This is a genomic window from Sanguibacter biliveldensis, assembly GCF_033798665.1.
In the GTDB taxonomy this organism is placed as follows: domain Bacteria; phylum Actinomycetota; class Actinomycetes; order Actinomycetales; family Cellulomonadaceae; genus Sanguibacter; species Sanguibacter inulinus.
The window spans coordinates 3640741-3656243 of the sequence record NZ_CP138359.1 but is presented as its reverse complement, the minus strand read 5'-3'; the positions used below and the strand labels follow the sequence as shown (position 1 = coordinate 3656243).

The following is a 15503-nucleotide window of genomic DNA, read 5'->3' as shown; positions in this document are numbered from 1 at the left end:
AGTACGAGGGGCACATGACGACTCACGACCACCCAGAAGCCATCTCGCTGCGCGCAGTGCGCGTCGAGGGACGGCGCGACACCATGCTCGACCCGGTCACCCTCCGGCTCGAGCGGGGCTCGCGCCTGCTCGTCGTCGCCGAGCCGGGCCACGGGCACACGGCGCTCGCGCTCGTCGCGACGGGCCGCATGGTGCCCGACGAGGGAGACGTGCTCCTCGACGGGCGGCCCGACGCCGAGACCCTGCGCAAGGTCTCAGCCGTGGTCGACGCCCCCACCATCACCGAGCCTGACGACGCCCTGACCGTGGCCGGGACCGTCGCCGAGGGGCTCGCCCTCGCCGGGCGGCCCTCCGGCCGTCGGGCTGTCAACCACTGGCTGACCGAGCACGACCTCGCCGAGCGCCGCTCGCTGCGGGTCGACCAGCTCGACCCCGTCACACGCGTCCAGACGCTGCTGGCGCTGGGCGCCGCAGACCCGGCCGTGCGGTACCTCGTCCTCACCCTGCCCGACCGTCACGGCGGGAACCCCAAGGACTGGTGGCGGATGGCCGGTGGGTACGCCGAGTCCGGCTACGGCGTGATGGTCCAGTGCACCCCCGCCTCGGCCCACGTCCTCGAGGCCGGACGGCACATCGAACGGCCCGTCGAGGGCACCGACAACCACGACGCGATGGAGGTCCTGCGATGAAGGCCGTCCGGATCAGCCTCTCCGAGCTCCGCCGCATCAGTGCCGGCACGCTCCCCAAGCTCGCGATCGCCGCCTTCGCGATCATCCCCACCCTGTACGCAGGCCTCTACCTCTTCGTGAACTCCGACCCGTACTCGCGTCTCGACCAGGTCCCGGCGGCCCTCGTCGTCGAGGACACCGGAGAGTTCGGCCAGAAGGTCGCGGACAACCTCCTCGACGACGGCGGCTTCGGCTGGGTCGAGACCTCACGGGCCGAGGCGCAGGTCGGGGTCCGCTCCGGCGAGTACGACGCCGCGCTCGTGATCGGCCCGACCTTCAGCGACGACCTCGCGTCCTCGGGAGAGTTCGCGCCGCAGCAGGCGAGCATCACGCTCGTCACCAACGACGCCAACAACTACCTGGCGCGCACGATCGCGGACCAGATCGTCGGGAAGGTGCGCGACTCGATCGCCTCCGAGGTCGGCACCGAGGCGGCAGCGCAGTTCCTCGCGGGCTTCTCCGACATCCGCACGAGCCTGGAAGACGCCGTGAGCGGCGCGACCGAGCTCACCGACGGGACGGCGCAGCTCGTCACAGGCTCGGACCAGCTCGTCACGGGCTCGGCGGACCTCGCGACGGGTGCGTCGACGGCAGCCACGGGTGCCTCCGACCTCGCGACAGGTGCGAGCACCCTCAAGACCGGCGCCGCCACGCTCGCGACAGGCGCGAGCACCCTCAAGACCGGGATCGACGACCTCGACACAGGTCTTGGGACCCTCAAGACCGCCACGACAGACCTGCCCACCCAGGCGCAGGCTCTCGCCGACGGCGCGAAGAAGGTCGCCGACGGCAACGCGACGATCGCCGGCTACGGCGACGCTGCAGCCACGGGCGCGCAGGCGCTCGTCGACGACCTCGACACCATCCGGACCGGGATCGCCGACGACCTGCGCGCGCAGGGCCTCACCGAGGAGGAGATCACCACGGTCCTCACGGCCCTGGACACAGCGCGCCAGCCCATCACCGACGCCTCGACGGCGCTCGGCGAGGTCTCGACCTCCCTCGACACGCTGTCCTCAGGCGCTACGCAGGTGAGCGACGGGGCTGCAGCGCTCGCGCTCTCCGCACCGACCCTCGCCCAGGGGATCGCCGACGCCGCCACGGGGGCCGACAGCCTCGCGACAGGCGCGTCGACCCTCTCGACAGGTGCCTCTGACCTCTCGACGGGCGCCTCGGAGCTGTCGACGGGCGCCGACTCGCTCAAGACCGGGACCGCGACCCTCTCCGAAGGCGCCAGCACCCTCGCGACGGGCGTCTCGACCCTCCACGACGGGATCGTCGCGGCCGACTCCGGAGCGGTCCAGCTGCGCGACGGCCTCACCTCCGGCATGGGCGAGGTGCCCGACGTCGACGCCCAGACGCAGGACGACACCGCCCAGACCATCGGCAACCCCGTGGTCGTGCAGAACGAGTCGCTCACCAGCGCGGGCACCTACGGTGCCGGTCTCGCGCCGTTCTTCCTCTCGCTCGCCTCGTGGATCGGCGCCTACGTGCTGTTCCTGCTGGTCAAGCCGCTGTCCAGGCGTGCGCTCGCAGCCGGGCGGTCCATCTGGTCGTCGGTCGCCACAGCCCTCGGCGGGTGGCTGACACCTGCAGCCATCGGTGTCGCGCAGGCTGCGCTGATGTTCACGGTGACCAAGTTCGCCCTCGACATCCAGCCCGCCTACCCGTGGTTCACGGCGCTGTTCCTCGTGCTCGTCTCGGCGACCTTCGTCGCGATCCTCCAGGCCCTCAACGCCTGGTTGGGTGCGGCCGGGCAGTTCCTCGGTCTGGTCCTCATGCTCACCCAGCTGGTGACCGCGGGCGGGACCTTCCCGTGGCAGACGATCCCGGAGCCGCTGCGCTCGCTGCACCAGTTCTTGCCGATGAGCTACGGCGTGGACGGCCTGCGGCACCTGCTCTACGGAGGCTCGCTGACGAACGTCGGGACCGACGCGGCCGTGCTCGCGCTGTTCCTCGTGGGGTCGCTCGCGGTGACCACGCTCGCTGCTCGCAAGCAGCGGCTGTGGACCGTGCGGACGCTCCAGCCCGAGCTGGTGCTCTGACGGAGCAGCAGGACGGTACGGCGGACGATCTCGTCCGCCGTACCGTCCTGCTCGTGGTCGGCAGCGCCGGTCAGTCGACTGTGACCGCCTCGAGCACCGGCAGCCGTGCCGCGCGGATCGCCGGCCACGCCGCCGCGAGCACACCGACGACGACCGAGATGCCCAGCATCACCGCGAGACCACCCCACGGGACGACGAGCTCGGTCAGCCCGGAGCTCTGGAACACCGTCGGCATCCCCGCGGCCAGCCCGACGCCCACGGCCAGCCCGAGGACTGTGCCGAAGACCGCCGTGAGGACCGACTCGATGGTGATCGTCGCGGCGAGCTGCGCCCGGCCGAGGCCCACGGCCCGCATGAGGCCGATCTCGCGGGTCCTCTCGATGACCGACAGGGCCAGGGTGTTGACGATGCCCAAGATCGCGATGACGATCGACAGCCCGAGCAGCGCGTAGAGGATCGTCAGCACCTGGTCCACCTGCGCCGCGAGCGAAGAGACGAACTTGTCGTTGTCCATGACCGAGACGATCATGTACGGCTTCGCCGCTGCGGTCACGGCTGCGTCGAGATCGGCCTGGGAAACGCCGTCTGCTGCCTGCAGCAGGACCATCGTGGCCATGTCTGCAGGACTCAAGGCCAGTTGGTCGAAGATCGAGTCCGCCACCAGGAGCGGGGTGCCCAGGGCCGGGGAGTCGAAGACCGAGCCGATGGTCACCTCGACCTCGCCGACCTGCGTCGACAGGGTGAGGCTGTCTCCGAGCGCCCAGCCGTTGGACGTCATGGCTGACTTCAGCACGCTGACCTGACCGTCAGCGAGGGTGTCGAGATCGCCCTCGACAGCCTCGGTCGCCCAGCTGCGGTCGAAGACGCCAGGGTCCGCGCCGAGGGCGTAGAGGCTGACGGGGTCACCCCCGGTGGCGTCCGTGACGAAGTACTGGTCGAGCAGCATCGCGTCTGCGGCACCGACCTCGGGCAGCGCGTCGATGTCGGAGACGACCCCGGCGGGCAGGGTGCCCGTCGCCGACTGGACGATGAGGTCGGCACGCGACTCGTTCTCCACGATGCTGCTGACCGACGACTGCGCCGACGCGGCGAGGACCGAGGCGGCCCCGACGAGCGACATGCCGATCATCAGCGCGCTGGCTGTGCTCGCCGTCCGGCGAGGGTTGCGGGTCACGTTGCCGGACGCGAGCTTCCCGAGAGGCTTGACGAGCCAGACGAAGGGCAGCGCCATGACGCGCAGGACGGGCTTCGCGATGGCCGGCGCGAGCAGCAGCACGCCCACGACGACGGCGGCTGCGCCGATGCCGAGGACGCTCCCGGTGCTCGCGGTGTCGTCCCGGGCGGCGGTGACGACGGCCGCGATGACGGCGCTCGCCCCTGCGCCGGCGACGACCAGCCCGGCGATGGTGCGGACCCGCAGCGAGGCGCTCTGGGCCGGGGAGTCGTCCCGCATCGCCTCGACAGGCGCGACGAGCGCCGCACGCCGGGCGGGCACAGCCGCCGAGAGGATGCTCACGACGATCCCGAGCACGAGCGAGATGACGACCATCGAGGTCGAGACCGGCACGCTGCCCGCGAGCTCCATGCCCATCGAGGCGAAGAGCGCCTTGAGCGCGAGGACCAGCCCGAGACCACCGGCGACCCCGAGGGCGCCGCCGATCGCCCCGACGACAGCCGCCTGGACGAGGATCGACACGAAGACCTGGAGCGGTGACGCCCCGACAGCCCGCAGCAGCGCGAACTCCCGCTGACGCTGACGGACCGTCATCGCGAAGGTGTTGGAGATGATGAACCCGCCGACGAACAGCGAGATCCCTGCGAAGACCAGCAAGAAGGTCTCGACGAAGCCGAGCATGGTCGAGATCTCGTCCCGGGCCTCCTCACGGGCCGTCTCGCCGGTGACGACCTCGACGGGCGCCGCGTCGGTGGCACCGGCCGCCGGCCGGACTGCCGCGTCGACGCGCTCCGCGAGTACCGTGTCGTCGACGCTGCCGTCGCCGAGGACCGAGATGGTCGAGACCATGCCGTCGGGCGAGAACGCCGCGGCAGCCGTGGCCTCGTCGAAGAACACGATGGTCGCACCGGCCATCGAGGCACCCATGTCGACGATGCCCGTGAGCGTCGCCTCCGTGAGCTGCCCGCCGACGACGAGGGTCGTGGTGTCACCGACCGCCAGCCCCGTCGTCTCGAGCGCACCGGCCTCGAGCATGAACTCCGCAGGCCCGCTGGGGGCGGCTCCCTCGGAGATCGGCGTCGCCGGGTCGTCGGCGTACCAGGCGAGCCCGAAGGTGGGCGCGCCCGTCGTCGGCGGCACCGTGCCGTCGGCCCCGACGAGCACGAGCGGACCGGTGAGGTCGGCGAAGGCGTGGGCGACGCCGTCGACCTGCGCCACGGTGGTCACGAGGTCGGCCGGGATCGTGTTGCGGACGGCCCCGGCGCTCGCGTTCTCCTGCACGAGGGTCGACACGTCGTCGGCCCCTCGCAGATACACGTCGGACGAGGTGCCGGCGTCGACGATCCCGTCGAAGGTGTCGGACAGCATCTCGCGCAGCGAGAAGGTGCCTGCCACGAAGGAGACGCCGAGGACGACGGCGAGGATGGACAGCCCGAGGCGGACGAGGTGCGCCTGGACGTTGCGCAGCGCGACGCGGAGCATCAGCCCGTCACCTTCTGGCGCGTGAGGGAGCCGAGGACGTCGAGGACTGTGGCTGGGGTCGGCTCGGAGAGCTCGGCGACGATCTGCCCGTCCGCGAGGAACAGCACCCGGTGCGCGTTGCTGGCCGCGACGGGGTCGTGCGTGACCATGACGACGGACTGGCCCAGGGTGTCGACGGAGGTCCGCAAGAACGAGAGCACCTCACGCGAGGACGTCGAGTCGAGGTTGCCTGTCGGCTCGTCGGCGAACACGACCGACGGCTTCGACACGAGAGCCCGGGCGCAGGCGACACGCTGCTGCTGCCCGCCGGAGAGCTCGGCCGGGCGGTGCTTGAGCCTGTCGCCGAGACCCACGGCCTCGACCACCTCCGCGAGGTACGCGCGGTCGACAGGCACCCGGGCGATGTCGAGGGGGAGCGTGATGTTCTCCTCGGCGGTGAGGGTGGGCACGAGGTTGAAGGACTGGAAGATGAACCCGAGATGGGTGCGGCGCAGACGTGTGAGCTGACGCTGGTTCATCGACGACACCGTGAGGTCGTCGACGACCACGGTCCCTGACGTCGGGGTGTCCAGGCCCGCCATGCAGTGCATGAGCGTCGACTTGCCCGACCCGGACGGGCCCATGATCGCGGTGAACTGCCCGCGGGCGAAGTCGACGTCGACCCCGGCGAGAGCCCTGACGACGGTCGAGCCCTTGCCGTAGGTCTTGGTGAGACCACGGGCCGTCGCGATGGCCGCTGAGCGGCTGCCGGGTCCCGGGGACGTGGGGGCGGTGCTGGCGGGGGAGGGCGACATGACCGTGCTCTTCTCTGCTGAGTCGGGTGGTGCGCGGGGTGCGCCCGCGTCTGAGACCATCCTGGCCGTGGCCGACCGCTGCGGGAATAGGGGAGGTCCCCCACCCGACCCTGAGACCTTCCTGAGAGTCCTGTCGCTCGGACCCCGGGCTGCTGTGGCGTTCTCCCCGCTCCGCTGACCTGCTGCTATACGTCGAGGTCGCTGCTGAAGCGGCGCTTGGCCCCGGGCCCGAGGTCACGCGGGTCCGAGACCGTCGTGGTGAGGACAGGACGCCCCAGCAGCACGGTCAGGGCCGCGTCGAGCGTGCTGAGCCCGGGCTGTGCGGGAACCGTCGCCACGGGGGGAGGCGTGGCCCGGGTCGGCAGCGCGGTGAGGTGGATCGTGCCGTCCGCCGCCTGGTGCAGGTGCCAGGCGGCGAGCCCGTAGGCCTGCAGCAGCTGGGTGGTGTCGACCGACGGGACCCAGCGGCCGTCGGCCGTCTGGAAGCGGACGGCCGCCCGACCCTCGAGCCCGACGAGGACCGTCGCCCAGGTCCCCTCGGCATCGCGCTCGCGGACGAGGGCCGCGGTGTCCCCGGTGCGGTACCGCAGCAGCGGGAGGTATGGGTTGTCGTCGACCGTGACGACCACGTCGCCCCGCTCGCCGTCGGGGACCGGCGTCCCGTGCTCGTCGAGGATCTCCACGTGGACGCGGCGGGGCAGGACCGTGTGGCGCGTCTGGCCGTCCGTCGTGCGGTCCCCGGTGAGGTCTGCGGCGACGAGCCCGGCCTCACGGGTGCCGTAGACGTCGACGACGGGCGCTCCCCACCGCTGCTCGAGCCGTCGCCGTGCCCCCGGTGCCAGGTGGGCGGCGCCGGAGAAGACGACGAGAGGGTGCAGGTCGACCTCGAGGTCGGCGAGGGCGAGGAGCGACAGGGGGTTGCCGCTGAGCACCTGGGCGTCTGCGTCGGCGAAGAAGGCCTCGCGGTCACCAGGGGTGCGCCAGCCGTCGGGGTGCACGTTGACGCGGGCCATCGGCGCGCCGCCCTTGGCGGTCAGGGCGGAGGCGTAGGTGAAGGCCGTGCGCTGGTCGACGACGTTGAGCAGGCACGTGCGTCCAGGCTCGGCCTCCCATGACACACCTGCGCGAGCGGCGAGGTCGGTGAGGTAGACGACCTCGGCGGCGGTCGAGAGCGGGTGCAGCGGCACGACGAGCGCGGCGCCGGTGCTGCCCGAGCTCGACCCCTCGAGCACACGGTCGAGGGGGACGTCGACGGGGACGAAGTCCGCGACCCCGCGCCCCAGGTCGTCGCGGGAGACAGGTGCCACGTCGTCCAGGCTGCGGGGCGCACGACCCTCGCGGCGGGCGAGCGCCCTGTAGTGCGGGACCGTCGTCGAGACCCGCTGCACCAGCTCGTCGACCCAGGCGGGGCGAGCCCACACCTCGCCCCTGGGCTCCCAGGACCTCTGTGCTGCGTCGGCGGCGCGCTCTCGCAGCACCGGGAGGTCGTCGGGGACCACCCTGTCGCCGCAGACGTGCACCCACGCGGGGGCGTGCGGGTGGTCCCGCAGCGCCTGCATCCCTGCGAAGTCCTCCTCGGACAGCGACGGCCACCGCTCGGCGTCCGTCAGTGCCACGGCCGAGAAGGCCTCGTACTCGGCGAGCGCGGGGTCGGGGACACCGCGGGGGAGGGCCTTCAGGTCGGGCCCGCCTGGGGAGGCGTGCCGCGGAGGGGCCGCTGACGGGCCGCTGGCGTGGGCGCCGGTGACGTCCTGGTCCTCAGACATGGCTCACCTGCGCCGCGGCCTCGCGGGCGCGCTTCGCGGCGAGCGCCCTGTTGAGCTCTTCCGTGCGGCGGGCCTCTTCGGCGAGCTGGGCGAGGACGAGGCTCTGGATCGCTGTGCTGACGGTCTGCCACCGGGCCTCGGCGTCGACGGCGGTCTCGTCGCCGGGGTGCAGTCCGCAGGCGCGCAGCACGGCGCGCGCAGTCTCCTCGCGGGTGGCCGTCGTGCTCGGCCACGTGGAGGGCTCGAGGACCGGGGCGAGGACCGTCGACAGGCGCGAGATCGCCGTGAGGGCCCAGTCGGTCGTGGCCTCTGGTCCCGTGAGCACCTCTGCGAGGACCGGGGTGCGCCGCAGAGCGGGGTCGGCCAGCACCCAGGAGGTGATCAGCGCGGCGCGTGCGCGCTGGTCGCCGAAGCCGCCCGGGGCCGAGAAGAAGGTCCGCAGCCAGGCGATCTGCTGCTGGGTCCGCACACCCCCCGGGGCGAGGTCGGCGAGGGTGTCGGAGACGACCGCGGCGGCGTCGACGTGCGCGCGGCCGGGCCGGGGGCTGCCGTCGCCGAGGGCACCGACCGCTGGCAGCCTGTCAGCGGGGGTCTGGGCGATCCGCTGCATCACGGTCGCGAGCGTCGGGCCGGGGCGCAGCGGCTGCGCGGGGTCGACGAGCCCGTCTCGTACGGTCATGCGTTCTGCCCCCAGAGGGTCCGGGCGAGGTCTCTCGCGAAGGGGACGACATCCTCCCAGGCCGACACCGTGTAGACGGCGTAGCCAGGAGCCATGTCGACGTAGCGGTCGGGTGGTCCTGCGACGTTGAGCACGAGCGATCCTCCGCCGCCGGCGGCCCGGACCGCTCGGGCCGCGCTCGTGGTGAGCGGCTCGAAGTCCTCGGGGAGGCTCCAGGCCCCGTCGGCGAACATGCTCACGACCCCGCTGTCCGAGATCACCGCGATGTGCCGACGCCGACGCCGGGCGGGACTGCCCGCGCTCGCGGTGCTCCCGGTGCTGCCGGCGGTCGTGGTGCTCGCGGCGTTCCCGGTGCTCCCGGAGCGGTCGGCCTCGTCGAGGTGCGTCTGCTCGAGCAGCGGGATGGGGAAGGACGTGCTCCCGCCGAAGTAGGCGACGACGGCTGACATCACGGCTGTCGCGTCCCGGGTGAAGCCGTCGGTCCCGGCGATCTGCCCAGGCCCGCTCCAGGTGGTCGCCTGCACGCGCGCGCCGCTGCGCAGGGCGGAGAGTGCGAGGACGGCACCGGCCAGCGCGATCGGGGCGGGCTGGTGGCGAGGGTCGGGCATCGAGCCTGAGGAGTCCAGGTACAGGTCGAGGTCGACGGGCTGGTCGTCGGTCTCGGTCGAGGTGGTCGAGTCGAGGTGGCGCTGGACCGTCGTCATCCCGGGTACGACCACAGGTGAGGCGAGCATCGTCGCGGTCCAGTCGACGTCGGCGAGGTCGTCGCCCGTCTCCCACGGGTCGAGGCCGCCGAGCAGCGTCTCGGGAGCCGCGGGGGTGGCGGTCGTCGGGAAGGGGATGAGGTGACGGGCCGCGTGCTCCCGGTACCAGGCGATCGCCGCGGACTCGACGTCGGTCGCGACCCCGAGCGACTGCAGCACGGCTGCGTAGTCGGCTGGGGTGAGCGTGCTCCCGGCGCTCTGGGACACGACGGGGTCCCGCTGCAGCCCGGACTCGGGTCCAGAGGTCGGCGAGGTCGAGTCGTCGGTTGCTGCGAGAGCGCCGACGACGCGGGGGTCGAGTGCTGGGTGGACGGGCGGGCGGAGGGCGTCCGAGGCTGTCGCCAGACCGGGGACAGGCGTACCCGGGTGCTCGTGCTGGGCGCAGGGCAGGTCGACGACGGTCTGCCCGCCGCCGCTCCCGGTGTCTCGTGCCAAGAACGGACGCAAGACCATGGCGAAGCCGCCAGCGCCGGCAGCGGGGTCGTCGGCGTAGGTCCGGACGAGCCTGGCGAGCACCTGCGCCTCGGCGTCAGCGTGCGGCCCGGGTCCACTGAGCGTCCCCGCAGGGAGCGACCACAGGATCTCGTCCGTGCGCAGCACGAGGCTCATGACCTCTCCCTGTGGCGGACCGAGCCTGCGCCACAGCCCGACCATGTCGATCCCGGCGCGGGTCTGCAGCCTGTCGTTGATGAGCATGTCCGACCACAGGTTGGTCACCAGGCCGGCCCGGTGGTCCAGGTCCACCAGCCCCAGGCGGACCTGCGCGGTCATCCGGCCGGCCGTGAGCATGTCGGCCGGGGAGTAGACGTGGTGACCGATCTCGTGCGCGAGGACAGCCACGGCGTGGTCTTCGATCCCCTCGTGGAGCACCTGCTCGAGGTCGATCGACACCTCGACGTCGCCGAGGCTGAACCACGCGAAGCTCGTCGCCCCGCTCACCTCGCCAGCACCGTGGAGCCGCGGTGGTCGCAGACGGGTGAAGCGGCCCCACGCGCCGAGCGCCTCGGGCCAGGCGTCCGTCCAGGCAGCCCTGAGCGCCGCATACCGTGCGTCATCGGGTCGGGGCGCGCGGGTGACGGGGAGCGGGAGCGCCGCCGGGACCGCAGGAGCCTGGTCGGCAGAGGTCCCCGTCCCGCGACGACGACCGCCCCTCACGGCTGGTCCTGGGGGACGTGGTGCGAGGCGGCACGGGCACGGTCCTCGCCTGCGCCGGTCCGCACGAGGTCGAGCCTGTACGACGTCGCGCGGCTCACCAGGACCATCCCTGCACTGGTGGTGCCCGCTCCGGTGACGGTGTCCTGAGCACCCAGGTGGGGTGCGACTGCGTCGACGAGCGCGGGGTCTGGTCGCACGGCCGCCAGCAGGTTGTCGAGCTCGACGGTCGAGGTCGAGCGTTCCGCGCTCTCGCGCAGGACAGCCGTCCCGTGGACGTCGGCGACGACCACCCAGACCTGGTCGTCAGCCGCGACCCGCCATGTCGGTGTGGCTGCCTCGACGGTTCCCAGGACGAAGGGGACACCGACCCACGGCCCGCCGCTACCACGGAAGCCACCGACCTGTCCGGTCCGGCCAGCCGCCGGGGCACCGGGCCACCAGAAGGGGTCCGCAGCGCTGCGCGCCAAGACGTCCCGCGGACTGTCCGTGCCGTGTCCCGAGACCCGTGAGCCAGGTACCGCAGCACCTGCACCAGGGGTACCGGCTGCGCCGGAGGTCTCACTGCCGGCACTGTCGGCACCGACTGCGCCGCCTGCGCCGCCTGCACCGTCGGCACCGCCTGCGCCGGACCTCTCACCGGCTCCACCGCCAGCGCCGCCTGCAGCGAGGCTCTCGTCGACGGCACGGGCCAGGTCGAGGAGCCGTACGAGAGCAGCATCGGGGAGCGATCCTGCAGCAGCGAGCGCTGCGCCGCGCAGCCTCACGAAGCCCGACCTCCAGGCGGCGACCGCAGCCGCCGCACGCAGGGCGTCGTCGTCGTCGAGGTGCGCGTCGGCTGCGCAGAACCGCCGGCCCCACTCACCGAGGTCGGCCCCTCGGGCGACCCGTCCGGCTCCTTGGACGACGACGTCGACGGTCACCTTCGGCGAGCGGCCCATGGCACGGGGCAGGAAGGGGACGACCCCCAGGAGTGCCCAGCGGTCGGCCGAGGACTCGTGCCACGCGCGACGCACGACGACGGCGCTCACGGCGTCGACGAGGACGGGCACGACCGCCGCGAAGGCTGCCGGGTCGCCCATGGTCCGCGCGAGGTGGTCGGCCCCCGGACCCATCTCGAGCAGGGCGGTGCGCAGCGCGTCGGCTGATGCGCCGGCGGACCGAGCGGCGGCGACACGGGAGTTGAGGACGTCGCGCTGCGCGACCAGCTCGCCCTGCCACGTGGGGACTGTCGTGGTGGACGGGGCCATCAGCGGTACCAGCGCAGCCACGTGAGGTAGTTGGTGTACCGCTGGTGCGCGTACTTGAGCACGAGGGCGTCCTCGTAGACGTGACCGTGCAGCTTGCCTGCACCCTCCCACCCGGCGAGGATCTGCTCGATCCGGCGCATCCTGTCGAGCACGACGTCCTCACCCAGGGAGTCCAGCCCGGCCTGCACCTGCTCGAGGACCTCGCCGACGGGGTCGTCCTGGTCCAGCCCGTACGCGTCGTACTGGGCGCAGGCGTCGTCGAACATCGTCCGGATCCACGACACGCGGTCCGAGCGCAGCGGCTCGCGGTCGGCGTCGTCGAAGACCGTCGACTGCTGGTCGGGCACGAGCTTGTCGTGCAGCACGAAGGGCAGGACGGCGCGCAGGTCGTCGAGGCCGACGCTCGAGCGACCACGGAAGTAGGCCATCGCCTTCGCGTACGCCACGAGGGACTGCAACGCCCGGACGGAGAGCCCGTTGAGGGTCTGGGCACCGATGTCCGAGAGCTTGTCGCGCCCGGTGTCCGAGCTCGCCACGAGGTGCGGGTCGATCCCGGCGAGACGCGCGGTGTCCTTCGTGCGGTACTCGAACTGCCACGCCGACCCCTCGAGCAGCTCGAGCTGGCTCGCGAAGAACTCGAGCCGTCGTCGGACGGGCCGCTCGATCTGCACGGCGGTGACCTCGCGGTGCAGGCGCTCGTGCTGCGCGTCGTCGAAGACGATCGACTCGGGCACGGCCCGCTCGGGGTGGATGCCCTGCTCGGCCCGCGCCACGAGGTCGCCGAGGAACCTGTTGTTGAAGGGCAGCGCGTGCACCACCACGTCGATGCGGTCCCGCAGCGCCTCGACCACCTGGTACGTGCCGCCGCCGGCGTCGTCGTTGGCGGTGAGGTACCAGGCGGACTCGCCCGTCTCGTAGAACTGGTCGAAGACCTCGACGTACCCGTCCGCGAGGACCGTCAGCAGCGCCGACTGCGTACGAGTCGGGATGCGGTTGTACTCGTCGACGATCTTCACGCGCATGCCCAGCCAGGACCGCCAGGCGACGTCGACGTCGGCGAGCGAGTCCGCCTGCACGAGGTCCTTGGGCAGCGGTGTGCCGAACATGTCGGAGACCGTGAGCTGTGGGTGACCGTGCTGCATCGCGCGGCGCACGTCCTGGATCGGGTACCCGGCCAGCACGCCCATGAGCACGGCGCTCGCGGTCTTCCCTCGACCCGGTCCGCCGATGAGCAGGCACCGTCCTCGCACGGCGAAGGTGAGCAGCGGCAGCAGCACGAAGCTCGAGTAGGACTGGTCGGAGGGCAGCGTGAGCAGCGCCTTCGAGTCGCCGAGCCTGAAGCTCGTCTCCGGGGTCCCCGGCCCTGCGGAGAACTCGACGTCGTAGTGCGGGGAGATGATCGCGTGGTTGACCACCCAGAAGTACGCCTGCCGCAGCTTCTCCGCGAGGTCTGCGTCCTGCGAGCCCTCGGTGGGGGTCGCCGTGCCGAAGAGGTCTGCGACGTCGAGGTCGTAGTCACCCTGCGTGCTGGACGTCCCGCCCGGGGCCGGCCTGGTCGGCGCGTCCGAGACGTGCCCGAGGGGCGATGCTGGAGACGATCCGGACGAGGTCGCTGACGCGGGGCTGCTGGTGTGCTCTGTCACACGGGCGAGTCTGCCACGGGGGCACCGGCCCGTCAGGCCGTCGCAGGGCCGCTGGGGAGAAGGCCCCATCACTGCTCCCTGTGGACGAGCACCTTGGCTGAGAGCCTCAGCCTCAGCCTCAGCAGCCCGAGCCTCCGCGGCGTGTCTGTCCTGCTGGCTCAGCCCCTGCGGTCCGAGCCAGCCGGCGCCGTCGGGTCGGGCAGCGGGGCGCCGACCTCCTGACCCTGCTGGTCCATCGGCGGGGCCACCCACCGCGGGACCGCGACGAGGGCGTCGACCAGGCGGACCGCCTCGGCGAGCCGTTCCTCCCGGGTCCCTCGGAGCTCGACCCACGGGGCACCGCCGTCCTCCTGCGCGGCGAGCTCCTCGCGGAAGCGCTGCTGCATGCCGTGCCGGATGTGCTCGCCGTCGCGCAGACCGTCCTGCACGAAGGGGATCTCGTCGCCGGTCAGCAGGTAGAGGTCGGGCACGCGCGAGGCCGCGAGGGCCTGCACGGACGGAGACGGCGTCCCCATGTACCTCTCGTGCCACAGGGTCGTCGCGAAGGCGTCGGTGTCGCAGACCACGAGGGGGATCGGCGTGGTGGCCGCAGCATGGTCCTCCACCCGGCTCTGCTCCAGGGCGATGAGGTCGAACTCGGCCGTGTGCCAGGGGGTCTCGAGCCCGCCCGGACGGACCTCGGACCACTCCCGGCCGAACTCCGGGACCGCAGGCAGCCCGTAGTGCGCCTGCAGGGCCTCGGAGAGGGTCGTCGTCCCCGTCGACTCCGCCCCGACCACCACCACGCGCCGCGCGAACCAGGACCGCACGGCTGGCGGCAGCGCCCACCAGTGCGCCCCGGGGTCGGACCGGACCGCCGAGCCGCTCACGCTCACCGCGGCACGGCCCGGGTCGACCTGGACCCACTCCGCGTCGAAGCGGCGTGCCATCTCGGCTCCGTAGACGTCCGAGGTGAAGACGGCGTCGACAGGGACGCTGACCGAGCACCCGGGCACGCAGCCGGCGTCGAGCAGGTCCTTCATCACCTGGACGTGCGCCTGCCACGCGTCGTGGGACTCGTAGTCGACGGGCGCGTCGTCGAGCCCGGTGACGACGTGCGCGCCCGGGAGCTCGTCGCGCAACCACTGTGCTCGCAGGTCTGCCGGGATCGACTCCTGCGACGACCACAGCACCTGCACGGTGACGTGCTCGCACTGCGCCAGCGCCGTGCGCACGAGGTTCAGGTGCCCGGCGTGGACGGGGTAGAACTTGCCGATGACGAGGCCGTGCCGGGACCGCCGTCGCGGTCCCTGCTCATCGACGGGCACACCGTCAGCACCGCCAGCACCACGTGCCCCGCCCACGGTGCTCGTGCTCCGCCCGCCGGTCACCGTGACGACCCCGGAGCCGGAGCACCAGGTCGAGGCTCGGCGAGAAGCGCCTCGTCCGCAGCCTCCGACCTGAGCAGCGCGACCTTCCAGTCCCGCAGCCCCAGCAGGCACAGCCCGATGAATCCCGCGTAGAGCACAGCGGTCAGGTACAGCCCGGACGACAGGTAGAGCCACACGAAGATCACGTCTGCGACGATCCACACCACCCAGTTGCCGACCCACTTACGACCGAGCATGAGCTGCGCGACGAGGCTCAGGGAGGTGGTCACCGAGTCGAGCCAAGGGCTCGACGCGTCGGTCCAGGTGCTCAGCACCCAGGCGAGCAGCCCGACGAGGGCGACCACGGTCACCGCGGCTGCCGGCCACACCCAGCGGGGTGTCCGGCGCACGGCGAGCGTCCCGCCGCCGCTCCCTCCGCGGAGCCACCAGTACCAGCCGAGGCTGGCCAGCACGAGGTACACCACCTGGAGCCCAGCCCCGGCGTAGAGCCCCGTCGAGGCGAACAAGATGATGTAGACACCGTTGTTGACGATGCCGACGGGGAAGGTCCAGACGTTCTGTCGTACGGCCAGGTACACGCACACAGCACCGGTGACGAACCCGATGATCTCTTCGGCAGACATGCGGACAAGATTCCCACACGCCAGCCCGCCACC

Annotated in this window: 11 protein-coding genes; 2 read left to right on the top strand and 9 right to left on the bottom strand. The window is 72.2% G+C overall.

Annotated elements, in window-relative coordinates:
- The first annotated feature begins 14 nt into the window (after positions 1 to 14).
- Together SANBI_RS15905 and SANBI_RS15900 are read left to right on the top strand one after the other, a co-directional pair.
- Positions 15 to 689, top strand: a complete 675-nt coding sequence (locus tag SANBI_RS15905) for an ABC transporter ATP-binding protein (RefSeq protein WP_319156744.1) — start codon at positions 15 to 17, stop codon at positions 687 to 689.
- Positions 686 to 2773, top strand: coding sequence for a YhgE/Pip domain-containing protein (locus tag SANBI_RS15900; RefSeq protein WP_319156741.1), 2088 nt, complete (start codon positions 686 to 688; stop codon positions 2771 to 2773). Before SANBI_RS15905 ends, SANBI_RS15900 begins: the two co-directional genes overlap by 4 nt.
- A 70-nt stretch (positions 2774 to 2843) precedes the next feature.
- On the opposite strand, the gene SANBI_RS15895 is transcribed toward SANBI_RS15900, so the two are convergent.
- The 9 genes from SANBI_RS15895 to pnuC form a co-directional block, all read right to left on the bottom strand.
- Entirely contained in the window at positions 2844 to 5429 is a 2586-nt protein-coding gene (locus tag SANBI_RS15895) for an ABC transporter permease (protein ID WP_319156739.1), read from the bottom strand.
- Positions 5429 to 6223: an ABC transporter ATP-binding protein gene (locus SANBI_RS15890; protein WP_319156737.1), complete on the bottom strand. Its 795-nt coding sequence runs from the start codon at positions 6221 to 6223 to the stop codon at positions 5429 to 5431. Before SANBI_RS15890 ends, SANBI_RS15895 begins: the two co-directional genes overlap by 1 nt.
- A gap of 185 nt (positions 6224 to 6408) precedes the next feature.
- Complete coding sequence (locus SANBI_RS15885; protein WP_319156735.1) at positions 6409 to 7989, bottom strand: AMP-binding protein; 1581 nt, start codon at positions 7987 to 7989, stop codon at positions 6409 to 6411.
- Positions 7982 to 8668 carry a hypothetical protein gene (locus SANBI_RS15880; RefSeq protein WP_319156733.1) on the bottom strand — a complete coding sequence of 229 codons (687 nt, stop codon included), beginning with the start codon at positions 8666 to 8668 and terminating at the stop codon, positions 7982 to 7984. Before SANBI_RS15880 ends, SANBI_RS15885 begins: the two co-directional genes overlap by 8 nt.
- Positions 8665 to 10587 (bottom strand): hypothetical protein, encoded by a 1923-nt coding sequence (locus SANBI_RS15875; RefSeq protein WP_319156731.1) that lies wholly within the window; start codon positions 10585 to 10587, stop codon positions 8665 to 8667. The genes SANBI_RS15880 and SANBI_RS15875 overlap by 4 nt, the downstream gene beginning before the upstream one ends.
- Positions 10584 to 11834, bottom strand: coding sequence for a hypothetical protein (locus SANBI_RS15870; RefSeq protein ID WP_319156729.1), 1251 nt, complete (start codon positions 11832 to 11834; stop codon positions 10584 to 10586). The genes SANBI_RS15875 and SANBI_RS15870 overlap by 4 nt, the downstream gene beginning before the upstream one ends.
- Positions 11834 to 13477, bottom strand: a complete 1644-nt coding sequence (locus SANBI_RS15865; RefSeq protein ID WP_319156727.1) for a MoxR family ATPase — start codon at positions 13475 to 13477, stop codon at positions 11834 to 11836. The genes SANBI_RS15870 and SANBI_RS15865 overlap by 1 nt, the downstream gene beginning before the upstream one ends.
- 158 nt (positions 13478 to 13635) lie before the next feature.
- On the bottom strand, positions 13636 to 14784 hold the full coding sequence (locus tag SANBI_RS15860) for an AAA family ATPase (RefSeq protein WP_319156725.1): 1149 nt from the start codon (positions 14782 to 14784) through the stop codon (positions 13636 to 13638).
- A gap of 59 nt (positions 14785 to 14843) precedes the next feature.
- Positions 14844 to 15470, bottom strand: coding sequence for a nicotinamide riboside transporter PnuC (gene pnuC, locus SANBI_RS15855; protein WP_319156723.1), 627 nt, complete (start codon positions 15468 to 15470; stop codon positions 14844 to 14846).
- Positions 15471 to 15503: the final 33 nt, after the last annotated feature.

Bases quoted from the DNA above. Each gene is read 5' to 3' on its own strand.
- SANBI_RS15885 (WP_319156735.1), bottom strand. From the start codon at position 7,989: ATGTCTGAGGACCAGGACGTCACCGGCGCCCACGCCAGCGGCCCGTCA.
- SANBI_RS15890 (WP_319156737.1), bottom strand. From the start codon at position 6,223: ATGTCGCCCTCCCCCGCCAGCACCGCCCCCACGTCCCCGGGACCCGGC.
- SANBI_RS15900 (WP_319156741.1), top strand. From the start codon at position 686: ATGAAGGCCGTCCGGATCAGCCTCTCCGAGCTCCGCCGCATCAGTGCC.
- SANBI_RS15870 (WP_319156729.1), bottom strand. From the start codon at position 11,834: ATGGCCCCGTCCACCACGACAGTCCCCACGTGGCAGGGCGAGCTGGTC.
- pnuC (WP_319156723.1), bottom strand. From the start codon at position 15,470: ATGTCTGCCGAAGAGATCATCGGGTTCGTCACCGGTGCTGTGTGCGTG.
- SANBI_RS15905 (WP_319156744.1), top strand. From the start codon at position 15: ATGACGACTCACGACCACCCAGAAGCCATCTCGCTGCGCGCAGTGCGC.
- SANBI_RS15880 (WP_319156733.1), bottom strand. From the start codon at position 8,668: ATGACCGTACGAGACGGGCTCGTCGACCCCGCGCAGCCGCTGCGCCCC.
- SANBI_RS15895 (WP_319156739.1), bottom strand. From the start codon at position 5,429: ATGCTCCGCGTCGCGCTGCGCAACGTCCAGGCGCACCTCGTCCGCCTC.